General features: G+C 59.7%; 14 protein-coding genes, 1 tRNA gene and 1 pseudogene. 9 read left to right on the top strand and 7 right to left on the bottom strand.

Annotated features, from left to right (window positions below; translation table 11 throughout):
- Positions 1 to 5 precede the first annotated feature (5 nt).
- The 5 genes from P5689_RS10790 to argC all read right to left on the bottom strand — a co-directional run bounded on the left by P5689_RS10790 (position 6) and on the right by argC (position 5,712).
- Entirely contained in the window at positions 6 to 1,145 is a 1,140-nt protein-coding gene (locus P5689_RS10790) for an ATP phosphoribosyltransferase regulatory subunit (protein WP_023979134.1), read from the bottom strand.
- 2 nt (positions 1,146 to 1,147) lie between these two features.
- Positions 1,148 to 2,308 carry a phosphoserine transaminase gene (locus P5689_RS10785; RefSeq protein ID WP_023979135.1) on the bottom strand — a complete coding sequence of 387 codons (1,161 nt, stop codon included), beginning with the start codon at positions 2,306 to 2,308 and terminating at the stop codon, positions 1,148 to 1,150.
- Between the two features lie 129 nt (positions 2,309 to 2,437).
- Positions 2,438 to 2,521 (bottom strand) — tRNA-Leu (locus P5689_RS10780).
- A gap of 105 nt (positions 2,522 to 2,626) precedes the next feature.
- On the bottom strand, positions 2,627 to 4,600 hold the full coding sequence (locus P5689_RS10775; protein ID WP_285533145.1) for a bifunctional diguanylate cyclase/phosphodiesterase: 1,974 nt from the start codon (positions 4,598 to 4,600) through the stop codon (positions 2,627 to 2,629).
- Positions 4,601 to 4,806: 206 nt separating this feature from the next.
- A complete protein-coding gene (gene argC / locus P5689_RS10770) occupies positions 4,807 to 5,712 on the bottom strand; it encodes an N-acetyl-gamma-glutamyl-phosphate reductase (RefSeq protein WP_285533144.1) in 906 nt (301 codons plus the stop codon).
- Between the two features lie 67 nt (positions 5,713 to 5,779).
- On the opposite strand from argC, the gene P5689_RS10765 reads away from it, so the two are divergent.
- The 9 genes and pseudogenes from P5689_RS10765 to P5689_RS10725 all read left to right on the top strand — a co-directional run bounded on the left by P5689_RS10765 (position 5,780) and on the right by P5689_RS10725 (position 15,059).
- Positions 5,780 to 7,156: an amino acid permease gene (locus tag P5689_RS10765; protein WP_285533143.1), complete on the top strand. Its 1,377-nt coding sequence runs from the start codon at positions 5,780 to 5,782 to the stop codon at positions 7,154 to 7,156.
- Between the two features lie 101 nt (positions 7,157 to 7,257).
- On the top strand, positions 7,258 to 8,109 hold the full coding sequence (locus P5689_RS10760) for a class I SAM-dependent methyltransferase (RefSeq protein WP_023979139.1): 852 nt from the start codon (positions 7,258 to 7,260) through the stop codon (positions 8,107 to 8,109).
- A gap of 54 nt (positions 8,110 to 8,163) precedes the next feature.
- Positions 8,164 to 8,991 (top strand): nucleoside triphosphate pyrophosphohydrolase, encoded by an 828-nt coding sequence (gene mazG, locus P5689_RS10755; RefSeq protein WP_023979140.1) that lies wholly within the window; start codon positions 8,164 to 8,166, stop codon positions 8,989 to 8,991.
- Between the two features lie 680 nt (positions 8,992 to 9,671).
- A complete protein-coding gene (locus P5689_RS10750) occupies positions 9,672 to 10,298 on the top strand; it encodes a spore coat protein U domain-containing protein (protein WP_023979142.1) in 627 nt (208 codons plus the stop codon).
- 10 nt (positions 10,299 to 10,308) lie between these two features.
- Complete coding sequence (locus tag P5689_RS10745) at positions 10,309 to 10,788, top strand: spore coat U domain-containing protein (protein WP_285533141.1); 480 nt, start codon at positions 10,309 to 10,311, stop codon at positions 10,786 to 10,788.
- Complete coding sequence (locus P5689_RS10740; protein WP_285533140.1) at positions 10,782 to 10,994, top strand: hypothetical protein; 213 nt, start codon at positions 10,782 to 10,784, stop codon at positions 10,992 to 10,994. The genes P5689_RS10745 and P5689_RS10740 overlap by 7 nt, the downstream gene beginning before the upstream one ends.
- 21 nt (positions 10,995 to 11,015) lie before the next feature.
- A pseudogene (locus P5689_RS10735) lies at positions 11,016 to 11,543 on the top strand (molecular chaperone); the annotation flags it as partial.
- Positions 11,544 to 11,772: 229 nt separating this feature from the next.
- Positions 11,773 to 14,079, top strand: a complete 2,307-nt coding sequence (locus P5689_RS10730; protein WP_285533139.1) for a fimbria/pilus outer membrane usher protein — start codon at positions 11,773 to 11,775, stop codon at positions 14,077 to 14,079.
- Positions 14,080 to 14,090: 11 nt separating this feature from the next.
- Complete coding sequence (locus P5689_RS10725; protein WP_285533138.1) at positions 14,091 to 15,059, top strand: spore coat U domain-containing protein; 969 nt, start codon at positions 14,091 to 14,093, stop codon at positions 15,057 to 15,059.
- 114 nt (positions 15,060 to 15,173) lie between these two features.
- Here P5689_RS10725 and P5689_RS10720 read toward each other — a convergent pair whose 3' ends face one another.
- The gene (locus P5689_RS10720; RefSeq protein ID WP_081866741.1) at positions 15,174 to 16,439 is read right to left on the bottom strand and encodes an autotransporter strand-loop-strand O-heptosyltransferase; all 1,266 of its coding nucleotides are present in this window, start codon (positions 16,437 to 16,439) and stop codon (positions 15,174 to 15,176) included.
- 224 nt (positions 16,440 to 16,663) lie between these two features.
- Positions 16,664 to 17,209, bottom strand: a complete 546-nt coding sequence (locus P5689_RS10715) for a TetR/AcrR family transcriptional regulator (protein WP_285533137.1) — start codon at positions 17,207 to 17,209, stop codon at positions 16,664 to 16,666.
- Positions 17,210 to 17,261 lie beyond the last annotated feature (52 nt).

Below are 17,261 nucleotides of genomic sequence, written 5' to 3'. Positions count from 1 at the left end.
TCCTTTTACAGCGTGATGAGTTCGTCAGCGACGAAAACAAAGGGGCAGTTCAGACGACGCGCTTCAGCAGCCAGATCCTCGACGCTGTCGAGACCGGCAACCGTGGCATAGCCCTCCCTGCGCAGTCGTGCCGCTCCCTCGGAATCCTGCGATTCCGGTGCGATATAAACCCGCGGACGGAGTGTGATCGGTCGGGCCGCCCGCAGCAGGACCTCCGGGCGGAATGTCAGACCGCAGGCAGGCTCCTCACCCTGCGCCTGATAACGCCCGCCACGGCCCAGCTCTTCGCGCTGGCTCCGGGCAAACACGGTCATGCAGACACCGGTATGATACTGCCAGCCCCGGAATTCAGCCGGGTCGACGGTCAGGCGCAGCCCCGGTGCACGGGCATGAATGGCGCGTACCACAGCCATCAGACGCTCGGCATGGACCCTGATCTCGGGCGGCAATTCGAGCTTTTCCAGAATAGCCAGCGCCGCATCGGATGGGCCGCAGGCTTCGACCAGTGCGGTCAGCACGGCAGCGACAGGACCGCCCAGCTCCGCAACAGCGGCCATATCCTTGCGATCGAGCGCATGAACGAGTGCGGCGCGCCGTGTGCCGGTATAGCCCGAGAGCTGGACAAGCGCCTGAACAAGGGCGGGGCAGGAGAGATCGAAGGAGTAATCCGCAATACCCAGTCGTTCGAGCGCCTCGGCGGCAATCAGCACGATCTCGCAATCGGCCTCGACGGAATCGACCCCGATCAACTCGATCCCGGCCTGGCTGATCTGACGCTCACCCTCTCGCCCGGGCGTGCCGACCAGAATACAGGCCCCAGCATAGGACAGACGCAGCGGGCGCGCCGTTCCGGCAAGGCGTGTGGCCGCAATGCGGGCGATCTGGGTCGTCATGTCAGGGCGCAGGGCCATCATGCGACGGGACTCTGGGTCCATCAGGCGAAAGCTCTGTTCCTCAAGCGCCTGACCGGCACCATGGAGCAGGGACGTCTCGAATTCGAGCAAAGGCGGTCTGACGCGCTCATAGCCATGAGCGGCAAACACATCCATTACGGATTCAATACCCTGCGCCTCAGCCTCGGCCTCGTGCTGGAGAAGGTCGATAAACCCCGAGGGCAAAAGAGCGGTATCAGGCTCGTCAGTCATTTTCATGCGGCGTATTCCATGCTGACCGTCTCATAGGCCCAGTCGAGCCACGGTAGAAGAGCCTCGATATCGGCGGCGTCGATCGTGGCACCCCCCCATATGCGCAGCCCCGGCGGTGCATCGCGATAGGAAGCGAGGTCAAAGCCTGCACCGGCTTCAGCCACGAGGCCCGTCAGCGCCTTGACGATCTTATGCTGGGCTTCGACCGGTTGTGCGGCAAACCAGGGCGCGACAATACGCAGGCAGATGGAGGTGCTTGAACGCTGCGCCGGATCAGCTGCCAGAAACGCCACCCAGTCGGTTCGCTCGACCCATTGGGATACAATATCGAGATTGGCACGCGAGCGGGCCTTCAGCGCCGGCAGCCCGCCGATGGACTGAGCCCATTTGAGGCTGTCGAGCGCATCCTCGACGCAAAGCATGGAGGGCGTATTGATGGTATCGCCCGAGAAAATGGCGTCGATCAACCCCTTGCTGTTGGTCAGGCGAAAGATCTTGGGCAGCGCACGGGGCGTTGCAGCCTCAAGGCGGGCCACTGCACGGGGGCTGAGGGCCACCATGCCATGCGCGGCCTCACCGCCAAGGGCCTTCTGCCACGACCATGTCACGACATCCAGCCGATCCCAGGGCAGGTCCATCGCAAACGCCGCCGAGGTAGCATCGCAGATGACCAGCCCCTCATGCACTGCCGGAACAGCCTCGCCCCCCGGCAGGCAGACGCCTGAGGTCGTGCCGTTCCAGGTCAGCACCACATCATGCGACCAGTCGATGCGCGTCAGGTCGGGCAGTTCCCCGTAAGGGGCCTCATGCACGACAAGATCATCAAGTTTCAGCACATCGCGCAGGTCCTGCGCCCAAAGCCCCGAAAAGCTCTCGAAAGACAGCACCTCGATCGGCCTGTCACCCGCCAGCGCCCAGAGGATCATTTCCACAGCACCAGTATCGGAAGCCGGCACGATACCGATCTTCCAGTCTGAAGGTGCACCCAGCACTTCATGCGAGCGATCAATGACGTCCTTGAGCCGTGCACGCCCCTCCGGCGCACGATGGGACCGGCCGAGCAGCGCGCCATCAAGCGCGTTCAGCGTCCAGCCCGGACGTTTCGCGCAGGGGCCCGATGAGAAGAAAGGGCGGGCGGGTTTTCTGTCAGGGCGTTGGGGCATGATCGGTCCGGTAAACTGGCAGGCAGGCAAACTGAAAGAAAGTTTGCGAGATATGCCGGACCCGGACAGCAAGGCGCAAGTCACGGCCCGGTCAATAGCCTGTTTTCAGCCTGTTTTCGGTGAAAAATCTGGTACGAGAGGGGGGATTCGAACCCCCATGCCTTGCGGCGGTCGATTTTGAGCCGACTACGTCTACCGTTCCGTCACTCTCGCCTGATGGCCGGATTGTTAGCGAGTATCCGGACAAAAGGCAATCTATACCCTCCTTCGTCATGCGTTACCCGACAGAGCCCCAAGACACGTCGTGGCGAAGGAAGGTCACGGTATCAGCGAGCGCCCCTCAGAGAGCAGTCGCGCAAAGCCGCTTGATGCCACGGGTGGAGAAAACAGATATCCCTGCCCGATGGGACAGCCGATGCGCTGGAGAATAGCCAGCTGGTCAGCAGTCTCGATGCCCTCAGCCACAACCTCGACCGAGACGGCCTCGCCGAAGCGGATGATCGCTTCCACAATGACCTCCATTGAGGGCTCTGTGCAGATCTGACGGACAAAGCTGCGGTCGATCTTGATCGACGAGATCGGGAAATCACGCAGAAAACTGAGCGAGGAATAGCCTGTTCCGAAATCATCCAGCGTGATGCGCATCCCTGCGCGGCGCAGCACAGTCAGGGCGCGATGCAGATAATGCTCGCTGTTCTGATAGAGAACATGTTCGGTCAGTTCGAGCTCGATCAGCCGGGCCGAGAGACCGAACCTGTCCAGACGGGCAAGCAGTTTCTCGGCATAGTCATCCTGCATGAACTCGACCGGGGCGACATTGATCGAGATATGGGGTGGCTCAAGGCCTGTCCTGCGCCACAGGGCGATGTCCTGAAATACCCGCTCCTGCACCCTGGCCGACACACGCGTTGCAAGATCATAGGAGCGGAAGATTTCAGGGAAGGATTCCGGCCCGCAATCCACCACACCGTCGCGGTACCAGCGCATCAGGGCCTCGGCCCCGACAATATGCCCATCAATCAGACTGACCTTAGCCTGATAGGCGGGGTAGATCAGGTCATCGCGCAACATGCCGCGGATCAGGTTTGATTGGGCGGTCACGCCATCGCCAAGCCTGATCATGGATGGATCGAAAAGCCTGTATCCGCCGCGTCCACGAGCCTTGACGTCATTGACCGCCAGCAGGGCGTGGTGCTGAAGCCGCCCAAGCGAGTCGCCGTCGCGAGGGTAAAGCGAGGCACCGATGCTAAGCCCGAAGGTGATCTGTTGCGTTCCGATACGCACGGGCAGATCAACGAAACTCAGGAGCGCCTGAGCATGAGCAGCAAGTGTGGCTGCATCGACGCTACCTGTCACAAGAACCGAAAACTCATCATCGCCACTGCGGGTAATCAACCCCTCGCCAGCCGTCAGCAAGGTCAGGCGGTCAGCGACCAGCCTGAGAACGAGGTCACCGATATCACGCCCGTACAGATCGTTGAGATCGCCGAGATAATCGATATCGACCAGCAGGAAACCGAGGTTCTCTCCGGAACCGGCCGCGTGCTCGAAATGCCTGCCTGCCTCCCGCTCGAAATGACGCCATGTGGGAAGGCCCGTCAGCACATCGTGCGTGGCCCCCTCGTGCCGACCTTCGGCAGAAAGCCCTGTCACAGTGCCAGTAGAACGATCCTCTCCAGCCGCGTCATCCGATGGAGACCGCATCAGCCGGTGCGTTGCCGTCGCCCGCCGCTGAGCGTCGAGAATATCGGGGGATGAAAGAGGCAGGGTAAGCCCGCCAGGATCGCTGCCAGCACTGCTGTCAGAGGCGAGACCCGCTGCCGCGAGACCTGCATGACCGGCAGGCAGGTGAGCGCCACGAACCTGGGTACGAGGATTCTCTGCCGCCCCGGTTTCCGGCGCGGTGGTGCGAGGTGAGAAAGCATTGAGCAGAGGGAAATCTGCCTCGGGATGACCAAAAAGAAGCCAGCCACCTCCCTCATTCATGCCCAGCTTTTGCCAATGCAGATCCGTCTGAACGGGCGCACCATCATGGTGCCGAAGAGTGACATGGCGCTGAACGCAGTATTCCGTCTTGTCCGGACAGCGACAGGGGAGCGATTGCTCCGAACTGTCGATCAGATCGGTCCAAAGAAACGGGGCAACACGTCCTTCAAAACCCGAAAACCGTGACCAGTTCCTGTTGAGATAGGACACACGCCCATCAGGATCGACATGACACGCCAGAAGCGGCAGCCAGTCGAGCACATGACCTCCGGGTTGGATTACAGTGTTTGCCGTTGTGTCGCTCATGCACCACCCATCATGCCGCACAGAGTCATTCGCATGACGTACCCCGCGCGGACAACGGCACCCGGGCATCGTTCTCTCACGATGCGGTCACGATTTCTGCGCTCGATGGGGGGTGGGAGCATAGGGATATCATGCCTCAATCGAGATCAAACGCGCAGCCACGGTCCAGGGTTTAACGCCTATTATTGGGATCATTAGCGGATAGTTCAGCACTCCAGCCCGCACATGATAGAAATATTTTGTAACGCCGCTCCGGCAGCCCCCTTACCCAGATTATCGAGACGCGCCGTCAACACCACATGACGCCAGGTTTCGCTGCCATGGACGCGCAGTTCCATCGTGTCCTGATCAGCAAGCGCAGCGGCGTCGAGGCGCGCCACATCGGCTGATTCGACACTAATCTGACGCGACCCGGCATAGTGATTGCGCAGACAAGCCTCGATATCGGAAATGCGCACATAACCGGGCAAATCAGCCAGTTGCAGGGGAATTGAGACGATCATTCCTTGGGCGAAATGCCCAATGGACGGCACGAATAGCGGTCGCCGGGTCAGTCCGGCATAATGCATGATCTCTGGCACGTGCTTGTGTGCAAGTCCCAGCCCGTAAAGCTCGAATGCGGGCCCGCCATTCTGTTCATGGGCCTCGATCTCGGAGCGTCCTCCGCCACTATAGCCGCTGACAGCGTTGATGGTGATGGGGTGATCGGCCGGCATCAGGCCTGCATCGATCAGGGGGCGCAGCAATCCGATTGCACCGGTCGGATAGCATCCCGGATTCGCTACGTGACGCGCCGTAGCGATGCGCGCCGTCTGCCCGGCATCGAGTTCTGGGAAACCATATTCCCAATGCGGGGCGATACGGTGCGCGGTGCTGGCATCGAGGATGCGTACGGTATCCAGAGTCGCCGCGAGGGACACAGCCTCACGGGCCGCATCATCTGGCAGGCACAGAATCACAAGATCGGCACCCTGCATCATTTCCAGTCGTGCCTGCGGGTCCTTGCGTTTGGCAGGATCGATCGAGAGAACCTCGACAGGCAGGCCGCGCAGGCGATCCCTGATGCCCAGTCCTGTCGTTCCAGCCTCACCGTCGATGAAGACCCGTGTCATCAATTCATTCCTTCTTTAAAATATTCCATCTGGACGAAGTAAGCATTTACATGGCTTTGTCCAACATATGATGGAAAAAGATAATCTTTCACACCATGGATTTTCGCGCGAGGGTGAGCCGCCTCTTTTGCATGGCGGCAAGCTGAAAGACCGACATATTGCCATGATCGCCCTTGGTGGCGTGATTGGTGCAGGGCTGTTTATCGGCAGTTCAGCCGCCATCGCAGCGGCAGGTCCGGCTATCCTGCTGACCTATATCGGCACCGGCCTCCTCGTCGTCATTGTCATCCGCATGCTGGGCGAGATGCTGCTTGCCAGACCCGGCATCGGTACGTTCATCGACTGCATCCGCACAGCCCACGGGAACTGGGCAGGGTTCCTCTCGGGCTGGCTCTACTGGCTGTTCTGGGTCGTCACCATTGGCGCCGAAGCCATTGGCGGTGCCATTGCCATGCAGGACTGGGTAGCACTCCCCGTCTGGGTACTGGCACCTGCCCTCATCATAGCGGTCAATCTCATCAATCTTGTCTCGGTGCGTGTTTTTGGCGAATGCGAATTCTGGCTTTCGCTCATCAAGGTCGCGACCATCATTGCCTTCTGCGCCCTGGGTTTGCTCAGCCTGAGCCACTTTGTCGGCCCGCATCCACGCATCGTGCATAACGTGTTCAGCCATGACGGCTTTTTCCCGCATGGCTGGGGCGCCATTCTGGCGACCGTTCCGACCGTGCTTTTCTCCATGATTGGTTCAGAGTCCGCCACTGTGGCAGCAGCGGAATCGGAAAACGCCGAAGAAAATCTGGCCCGTGTAACGCGCACCATCGGCGTGCGAGTCACCCTTTTCTATATCCTGTCGGTAATCCTGATCCTGACACTTGTACCCTGGACAGCCATCGAGCCGGGTTATTCTCCGTTCGTGACTGTCATGCGTCACATCGGCGTTCCGGGTGCGGCGACCCTGATGCAGATCGTGGTTTTCACAGCCATTCTCTCCTGCCTGAATTCAAGCATTTACATCACGTCGCGCACTCTGCGCGGCCTTGCGGAGCTGAATGACGCGCCAGCTTGGTTTGCCACGCTTTCCAAAAGCCACGTTCCCCAGCGTGCCGTCACCTTTTCCAGCATTATCGGTCTGGTCGTGGCCTTCTGTTCGATCCTCTCGCCCAAGCTGATCTTTGCCTTCCTGCTGGGCGCGACGGGCGCTGTCATGCTGCTTATCTACGGGCTGATCGTTTCGTCGCATCGCATCCTGCGCCTTGAGGACCCGACCAACAGGGCTTTCACCCTGCCTTTCGGCTCGGTCCTCAATCTCGGCACGCTTGGCGCGATCGGGCTGGTTGTGCTCGCCATGATGGCGCAGGCCGCGCAACGCCAGACCATTCTTGCGAGCCTCGCCAGTGTCGTGATGATCCTGGGTCTCTATGCCTTGTGCAGACGGGGCAGATAAGACAAGCTTCACCCTCTCCGGTTTTCATGTCCGCGGCGTGGACTTGGCAGATTTTCCACTCCCCTGTCCCGCGCCCGGACTTCACTGACAGGATTATACCCATGAAGGTTTCCCCTCTGCGACGTGGTGCCTTCAGGGCATCAATCATTATCCTGGGGAGCGTGCTTGCGTCAGGCGCCCAGTCATTGGGCGCCCCTGTGCTGGGTGGCATGGCCCTTGTCGCTGAATCGTCAGGCCGGGGACAGGTCGCCCTGCAGAAGTCCGACGCAGGGCTGCTTGCCTCACCGGCGCGCCCCGATACAGATCGTGCACGCGATGCACTGCGCAAGCCGCTCGACCTGCTGGCGCTCGTGCCATTGCCCAAAGGAGCCGCCGTCGCTGACCTCATGCCCGGCAGCGGCTATTTCACCCGCCTGCTAAGCCTCGAAATCGGCGCGTCGGGTCATGTGTTTGCGGTTATCCCTGCTGAAATGGCCGCGCGTCATCCCCAGCTTTCCCAAACAGCGCAAGCCATCGCTACCAACCCCGCCTTCAGCAATGTCTCGGTCGTCGTTACGCCGATCGTGGATTTCCACGTTTCGCAACCGCTCGATCTGGTCTGGACATCGCAGAACTATCACGATGTGTATGGCGGCATGGGTCCCGAGACAGCCTTGCGCATGGATCAGGCCATCTTTCTGGCGCTCAAGCCGGGCGGATATTATGTCGTAATCGACCATGTTGCCTTGGCTGGCACCGGCATCGTGGCGCCGACCACACTGCACCGTATCGATCCCGCCCTGATCACGAAGCAGGTCGAGACAGCCGGTTTCCGTCTTGTCTCCAGCAGCCCTGTCCTGCGCAACCCGACCGATGATCACACCCTGCCTGTGTTCGACAAGAACATCCGTGGACATACGGATCAGGTCACGCTGATCTTTCAGAAACCCTCGCCCAAGGGTGATGGAAACTGAGCCAGCCGGGCCCTATGATCCGGTGAGCCATTTCACCGGACTGGAGCCTCCCCTTTGAGCACCCCTCTTCCACCCCACCAGGTCGCCAGCCAGACAGCCGCAGCGGAACTCGATCGACTGATCGCCATCATGGAACGGCTGCGCGATCCACATACCGGCTGCGCCTGGGACAGGGTCCAGACTCATGAGACGATTGCTCCCTTCGCCATAGAAGAAGCCTATGAAGTGATGGACACGATCGCCCGCGAGGACTGGGAGGCACTGCCAGACGAGCTGGGCGATCTGCTGCTTCAGGTGGTTTATCAGGCGCGCATCGCCCAGGAGGCCGGGCGTTTCGATTTTGCCGATGTCGCGCGGCTGATCAGCGACAAGATGGTGCGTCGCCATCCCCATGTCTTTGCTGACCAGACGCTCGACCCCGATCTGTGGGAGCGCAACAAACAGGCTGAGCGTACCGCCAAAGCCGAATATGGGTTGCTGGCAGGCATCGCCCCTGCCCTGCCTGCTTTGATACGCGCCGAAAAGCTGGGCAAACGCGCAGCGCGGGTCGGCTTTGACTGGGACAGGCCGGAACAGGTTCTCGAAAAAATCGAGGAAGAACTCGACGAAGTCAGGGCCGAACTCGACGGGGGTGACAAGGCCCGCCTTGAGGACGAGATTGGTGACGTACTGTTCACTGTCGCCAGCCTGGCACGCAAGCTCGGGCTCGACCCGGAAGCCTGCCTCCGGCACGGCAATGCCAAATTCACGCGTCGCATCGAGACAATGGAGTCCGTACTGGCTGAAACAGGCAGCACACTGGCCGATCTCGATTTGCCAGCTCAGGAAGCCCTGTGGGGTGAGGTCAAGATCCGCCTGGCCACATCGCCCTCGCGCCGCTGAGCCAGTCGACAAGGAAAGCTGAACGCCGCGCAGGGGGACGGGCGATCTTCCTGACTCCTCGCGCCTCATTGCAGGCCAAGCAGCCGAGGAAAGTGGCGTCGCCGGGCAAAACAGGCCGTTTCCGTTTACCCCTGCCGTGGGGGCAAAACGCTACGGCCTGTGCGCATCGCCGCTCTACTGCCGGGACCAGGCGAATGCCTCGTCAATTCATCATGCCGTACCCAATCAGACTGAAATCACGAACATGATGATTCCGCCAGGGATAGTCGCGGAGCGGGCCAGAGCTGCATAAGGCGACGGGACAACCGGAAATGGGCGGCGGCACTATCCTGCTTCGCACCCCTCCCAAAAAGCTGCCCCAGATAGCGTAATGATCGGAACAGTCACGACGCACCGTGACAATTGACACCTGAACACCCGCCCTATGGCCGATAACGAACAATAACGATTATTCGTTTATTTACTGAATTTAACAAATCTGTCGATAACGTGTTTACGGGATAAACGATTTATTGACGAATATTAGGTTAGATGGAAAAAGGCTCACACATTACCTGAGGCGTCGCGCTGAACCAAAGCGAATCACGATCCTCAAGGTCCATGTAATTGATACGTGCAGGACAATTGTTAACGGTCATCCGTGACAACGCTGATCATCCTGTACTGGCAAAGAGGATGATATGACGCAGAATAATTCCGGGGTTATTACAGCCACACGGTCATCTTCCAGCCTGTCCGCACGGCCTGTCGCATTATCCGCCCGGTACGCGCTCCTTGCTCTGGGTTTGTTCGGCTTCCGCCTGTCATCGCCATGTAGGGCAGAAAGCGAGACCTACACCGGTACGATTGGCGTCTCGCTTCACCTGGACTCTGCCTGTCAGATTGGAGGGACAACCCCTACAGGCAATACCGCAATGGGGCTCTTGGCTTTCGATACCCAAACAACATTTTTCAAGCAGGTAGCGAACCGGGTGCTTGCTGCGGGCTCGAATAGTGGCGGCGACATTACCGTCACCTGCTCGCCCGGTATCACACCAATGCTCACTGTAATCAGCGGCACCCACGACGCCCAGAAGAGTGGCGGCCATAATCATGCGTTGGCCAACGACTCATCCTACATTGCCTATGACCTGTACACCGATTCCAGTTTTGCCACGGTGGTGCAGAACAATACCCCGTTTTCCCTCACCGCCCACGACTCCACCTTTACGGTTGGACTATTCGGGCGGGCTTTCGGCGCAGACGCCACATCCCCCCTGCAGGCGGGTGACTATGCTGACACGATCAACGTAACCATCTCGTTCTGAGCCCACAGACATGCGCATTCGCAGCATGTTTTGCCTGTCTGTCATCGTTATTGGGCAGATCCCGTACGCCAGCGGAGCGACAACAACCTCCGTGTCGGTCAGTGCCCAGATCATCGGCGGCTGCACCATCAATGGTGCTGTTCCTGCGTCGGGCGGCGCGGTCGGTTCGTTCGGCACACTCGATTTCGGCTCGGCCATCAGCCTGAGCTGCACGCCCGGCATAACGGTCATGATGAGTCTCGATGATGGCCAGCACCCGCTCAACGGCAGTCGCGCCATGATGCGCAATGGCGGAACGGAACGTGTGACGTATAGCCTGTACCGTGACAGCAGCTACAGCATTGCCCTGCTACCCGGCACCCCTTTCACCCTCGATACGAGCCACTCCCCCGCCCCCCTGAACTTTCCGGTCTACGGGCGCGCCACCCCGGATGGCACCACGCCGCCCGGCCAGTATTCGGACATAGTGACGGTAACGATCCAATGGTAACTCTCCTGCGCAAGACCTGTGCTCTTGGCTTTCTCGCTGCCCTGATAGTGCATCAGGCGCCGGCTTTCGCGGCCTCGTCCGTCACCATCTGGCCGGTCAATCCGGTACTTGCTCGTGATAGCGAGGCCAGCGCCTTGTGGCTCGAGAATAACGACCGCAAGCCGGTACTGCTGCAGATACGGGTGTTCCGCTGGACCCAGGCGTAAGGCGACGACCGCTACGACGAGCAGTCAGACATTATTGCAAGCCCGCCGATGGCGACGGTGCAACCCGGAACGCGCCAACTCATGAGGCTGATGCGCACCGGCGGGAATGGCCACGACAGCGAGGCCGCCTATCGTGTCCTGATTGACGAAATTCCAACACCGGATGCCCAGCCGAATGCGGTTGCGGGTGCCTCTCAGATCGCGATCCAGCTGCGGTATTCGATTCCGCTTTTCGTCTATGGCGCCAACGCGCCTGCCGATGCTGCCAACCCGTCCATGTCGAGTGACCTGAGGAAAAGACCTCATCTTATCGCGCGTCTTGACCACCGTAATGGCCATACGATGCTGGTGGTAAGCAATACGGGCAGCATCCATGCCAAGCTGAGCCGGGTGTCGCTCGGCCACACCCTAATGGCCACCGGGCTTCTGGGGTATGTTCTGCCGGGCTGTGAAATGGCTTGGCCCCTTCCGACGGGCGCCGCGTCCGGCACCTCGCAGGCCTTCATCAATGATTCACGCATGAGCGAGACCATCCCGCTTCGCCTGTGAAATGCCAGCGCAACGACATCATGCTCTGCCTTCAACCCGGCTTTTACAATACCTGCCGCCCCTGCCCTCGCTGCGCAGGGCTCACCCGGGCAGGGGCACTTCAGACAGGCATTTCCCCACTCGGCCAGGGTTGTGCGCCATGCTGATACTGGCCTTGTGCCCGAGAAATGCGAGAGCCGCTCTTCCCCCACCGCCGCAGCCGGCCGATCTAGTCGGTCTGGCCGCGAAGATGACTCTATATCTCGCCCCCGTTCTCAACGGGCATGATACTGGCCTCGTGATACCTGTCACCATGCAGAAGACGCGTTATCTGATCAGCCACGCGGCCCTGCGTCGCCTCGGCCTTGGCGATCATATCCTCCAGCGTGCCCCCGACCCGGCCGATCCGTTGAAAATCGGCGCTCTCGCTGTCCGCTACGAACCCGCGACACAGCGCCTGATCCTCAATGTGCCGCCACAATGGCTTCCCCGGCAAATCCTGACGCGTAAAGACCAACAACGACGCGAGGCAAAGGCACGGGCCAGTCTGGGCGCCATTATCAACTACGACGCCTATGTGTCCCAAGCTGCCCATCTCTCCAGCTTTTCGCTGCGGAGCGAACAGAGAGTTTTCGGCCATTTTGGCACCTTGTCGAATACGGGGGTGGCGCAGTTCGGCGCTTCAGGCGGATTTTTTCGTGCAGGCAACGATGTAACCTATCGTCGTTACGACACCACATGGAGCTATTCCGATCAGACACATGTCCTGACAGCCCAGGTGGGCGACATTCTGACCAAGGCGCTTGCATGGTCGAACACGATGAGGCTGGGTGGTCTGCAGATCTCACGCAATTTCGCGGTACGCCCGGATATCATCACCTATCCCCTGCCGCAGTTCTCGGGGCAGGCATCGGTGCCAACAAGCGTCGATCTGCTGATCAACGGCGTGCAGACCATGCACAACAACGTCCAGCCCGGCTTCTACAGCCTGAGCAATATTCCCTATATCAACGGCGCAGGTGAGGCGACGGTCGTTACAACCGATGCGCTGGGCCGCAAGACGGAATCCAGTGTGCCGTTCTATGTCGCAAGCACCCTGCTACGGCCCGGATTCAGCGATTACACCGTCTCACTCGGTGCCCAGCGCAAACGCTACGGGCTGCGCGACATGGATTACGGCCCCATGAACCTCGACGCCTCGTACCGACGCGGCCTTCTGTCTGACCTTACACTCGAATCCCATATCGAGGGAGCCCCGCATCTTGCACTGGGTGGGCTTGGCCTGCTTGCACGGCTTGGCCCACGTTTCGGTGTGCTCGACCTGGCCGCAAGCCTCAGTCACAGACCCGGCCACACCGACACCCCGAATACAGAGCACCTGCCTGAAGAAGGGCATCAGTTCGTCGCCGGGTATCAATATACACAGGGCCATATCACGATTTCCGCGCAGAAAATCTGGCGCAGTCAGGGCTTTGCCGATCTTTCGACCTACGAGCCTGGCTTCACGCGTCTTCCGCGCAAAAGCCTGCAGGCCAATGCCAGCCTCCTCCTCCCACATTTCGGCTCGTTCAGCGTCGGATATTTCGATGTTACCCCGTCCACAGGGGCAAGTACCCGCTTCGCTACGCTGAGTGACACGCTTCCACTCTGGCGAAGCGTCAGTCTCTCGCTCATGGCCAATCGTTATCTTGGCGGTCACGACGCTCACGAGGGTGGATGGGCCGGTTACGCCCAGATGGTCATACCTTTCGGCACTTACGGAACAGCCAGCGCCGGCTGGAGCCGACAGCCCGGCGGTGGCAGTATCGCGCAGCTCTCGGCAAGCCGGTCTGTCTCTCCAGGCGGGGGTATCGGCTGGAATGCCAATTATCAGCATGCCGGCCCGGGAAATCAGACATCCGCACCGGGGTCCATGCAGGCCTCGCTGACATGGCGCAACCACGTCACCCAATTGCAAGGGGGACTTTATGGCCCGCTGAACGACACCACACGCTGGGCCGAGGCGCAGGGATCGCTTGCCGTCATGGATCATGCGGTTTTCGCTGGCAATCGGGTGTCGGATGCCTTCGCGGTCATCAGTACGGACGGTGTGCCCAATATCCCGGTGCGTTACGAGAACCAGATCGTCGGCAGGACCGACAAGGATGGCCACCTTCTTGTTCCTTATGCAATTTCCTATTATCCCGCCAAATACGAGATCGACACCCTCTCTCTTTCGCCCGATCTGCAGGCACGCCAGGTCGAACAGCGCGTGGCCATACAATATGGCAGCGGCTATCTGGTGCATTTTCCGGTCAGGCATACAAGCGCAGCGCTGTTCCGCCTCAATAACGGAAAGGGTACGCCTTTGCCCGTCGGTACGCGCGTCAAGGCTGGCCATGACGTGATCTATGTTGGCTGGGGTGGGTTGACTTACGTGCCTGACTTGACGGGTGTGGATCGCCTGACAGCGTTTCTGGCCTCGGGCAAGACCTGTGCAGTCAAGATCAGTCCGTCGCCTGCTGTCACAAAGGGGATGCGACGGCCCACCCCTCTTTTCTGCAGGCAGAAATCATGAGGGTAGGAACCATGAGAGCACTCGCCATTCTGGCCATCGGCCTGTGTTGCGGACTCATCACCCCCGCCGCCAGAAGTGCCTGCGCCGTGACACAACCCGGCACAACGTCTCTGGGGGCACTTTCATCGCTCTCGCTCAGCACACAGGGCAACACAACACTGGTCGCCTCGGGATTTACCTGTACGGGCGGATTACTCTCCGTGGCCTATACCCAGGAAGTCGCGGCAAGTATCCAGTCCATCACGGCATTGACCAATGAAAAGGGCGATACCCTACCCCTGCAGATCTGTGACTCAGCCAGTTGCGCCTCCCCCTATGCGGCGGGGCAGGTGATTTCCTGGCGCGCCACCAGTCTGATCGGACTGCTTGGTCTGTTCAATGGCGTGGGCGGAACGCTGCCGCTCTATCTGCGCATTCCCTCTGGCCCCTATAACGTGAGTGCCGGTACCTATCACGGATCGATAACTATCGGCTGGACATGGGATGTCTGCTGGGGACTTGGCGTACTTGGCTTGTGCATCGGGCAGGACATCCAGCGAACACCTGTCCCGGTCACCATACCGGTCGAGTTCACCGTCACCGCCGATTGTCGCCTTACCGCGCCCGATGTGGTGTTCACGCCGAGCCCGTTCGTCGCAAGCTTTGGTGACGTGCATCAGTCCCTCAGCGTGGGGTGCACGAGAGGCCAGAGCTATACGGTAGGTATCAGCCCCGGCAATCACGCAGACGGCACAAGCCGGGCCATGAGCAGCAGCGCTGGCGCGTTGCTGCGCTACGACATTTACAAAAAGTCAGGGAGCGAGGTCTGGGGTGCCACTGGATCGGCCCGTCGCAGCAGCGCGACAGCCGAAACCAATGCCGACAAGCTGGACGGCATCGCCGTGCAGAGTTTTGCCTACACAGCGCATATACTCACCGATCAGGCGACCCCCGCGACGGGGAATTACAGCGACAATCTCGTTATCGATGTACAGTTCTGAGCACGACCAGCGTTCGGACGTGCGGCGTGACAGCGAGGGCGCCAGCGATATCCGTGTCCCTCTGCACATCGTGGCGAGAAAGGGGGAGCGCCTTCCCCCGTTCAAGTGAAATGCTCAGGCGTCCAGAGCGAGCGCGATATTCTTGGTCACCACGTCAGTCGATATCAGCTTGGAGCATTCGAACTGCCGATCGGTATTGGCGTGACGGGGACACCACAGGAAATCGTTGTGATTGAACTGATGCCGGGGGTCGTTCCAGCATGAGTTGCAGGCATGCCATGAGATGACGCGCCAGGGCGTGTAGAATTCATTGTTCGGATGCGTGAAGCCCGAGATCATCAGAGTCTTTGTCCCTGCTGCCCAGGCAAGCCAGGACAGACCCGAGCTCACGCCGATGAACAGATCGGCATGCTTGAGCCAGCGCGCCCGTTCGGCGAGCGGCCTGTTGCCGGTCTCGTCCTCGGCTCCGTTCGGAATCTGATTCCAGACGATACCAGCCCCGCTGAAAGGCTTCTGATCAATACAGATGACGCGATATCCCCGCTTTTTGAGAAAAGCGATCACGCCGAGCCAGCCCCCGGGATTGTTCCAGTATTTGCACTGGGCCGAAGCCTGCGTGGCGATACAGACATAAGGCTCTTCGATCGGACGCGTATCGTCCTCGAGGACGAGTTTGGGCGCTTCCTCGGTGGGATCGACCCCCAGGATATAGCCTGCGGTGCGATGCAGCCCTACGTACCGGAAATCGCAAGGTTGATATATATTGTCGGTATCATCAAAGAACAGACCGATATTATAGGTTGCATAAACCTGCGAGCGCAGCGGACTTGCCTCGAAATCCTCTTTCGTCGTCAGCTGGATGTTGGGATATGCGTCGGCAAAGAGCGGAATAAACACCTTCGCCAGGCAGCAGATGACCCTCGCGCCACTCTGCTCGGCAAAACGTGCCACATAGGGAAACCACCCCAGCGTATCGCCCAGCGTACCAACCGGCAGTTGCACCAGAATCAGCTTGTCACGCGCATCGTATTCATGACGAAGCACTTTCGTCTCGGTGCCATCAGTCGCGATGCGCACCACATCCACCGCAAAGCGGATGAAGAATTTTTTGGTGGAGGACAGGTGGCCCTCCTCCAACTCACCTTGGAATATGATCGTCGAATTATCGAGGTCCGTCAGCGTTGCGCGCCAACGTCCATCAGGCCTCTTGGGCAACAGGACGCGTGCCCCCCAGTTAAAATCGAAATGGATGCCCTGACCCGCATCATTATTCGGCACATCAGGCGGCATTATATAAGGGTTGGGCGCGGAGGCCTGCTGAGGCTGGGGAACGGGCACGGTTTCACCGTCAGGAGCTGGGGCTGAACTCTCAGTGGACATGGGCCGCGTCGTCACCTTTCAATACAGTCTATGAACTATAACAGAGACAAGACAAGCCCCAACCTAACGCCTGAGACATTCTGTAAAGATTATCGAGCTCGCTATAGAGCGATATTTAAAACCCGAAAGGCAATCATTCAATGCGGGATTGGCTTTCTTCTCTTTCAAATAGTATCGGACACTTAACGTATCCCGATCTTGACTGATCTTGATGAGAATTTTTCTCAGGTCGCGCCATTTGGCAGCATATTCAGAGCCATTCTCCCAACCAGACGCAGCTTCTCGCGCGAGGCCCCGTCGCGGGCCTGAATCCCCATGCCCCCCAGAACCGCCCCGAAACAAGCCGCCATCGCACCGGCATCGATGGAATGAGGCAAATCCCCCTCCTCCACCCCCTGCTCCAGCCGGGCACGGATGGCCTGTTCGGCCAGATGACGCTGGTTGATCATCAGGTCACGAAGCCGAAGCTGGGCCGGTGAACATTGTGTCGCGGCCACGGCAATCATGCAGCCAGCCGGTGCATCTTCACGGGTAAACGCTGTCGCTGCCGCATCGAACATGGCGGCAAAGACCTGGCGGCTGGTCCCCCTTATCGACAGGGCCTCGACAAACCAGGCCCCCTGCTCTTCCGCATAGGCTTCGATCGCCTCGACATAGAGCGCCTCTTTGCTGGCAAAGCTGTTGTAGAAGCTCGACGCGCTGATCCCCATGGCTGTGATCAGATCATCAAAGCTCGTGCCCTCATAACCCCGGTCCCAGAACAGTTTCACCGCCTTGGAAAGAGCCGTGGCACGGTCAAAGGCAGGGGGTCGGCCTCGGGGT

This window comes from Asaia sp. HumB, assembly GCF_030263835.1.
GTDB classification, from domain to species: Bacteria; Pseudomonadota; Alphaproteobacteria; order Acetobacterales; family Acetobacteraceae; genus Asaia; species Asaia bogorensis.
Note: the sequence above shows the minus strand (reverse complement) of the source record. Positions and strands in the feature narration are given on the sequence as shown.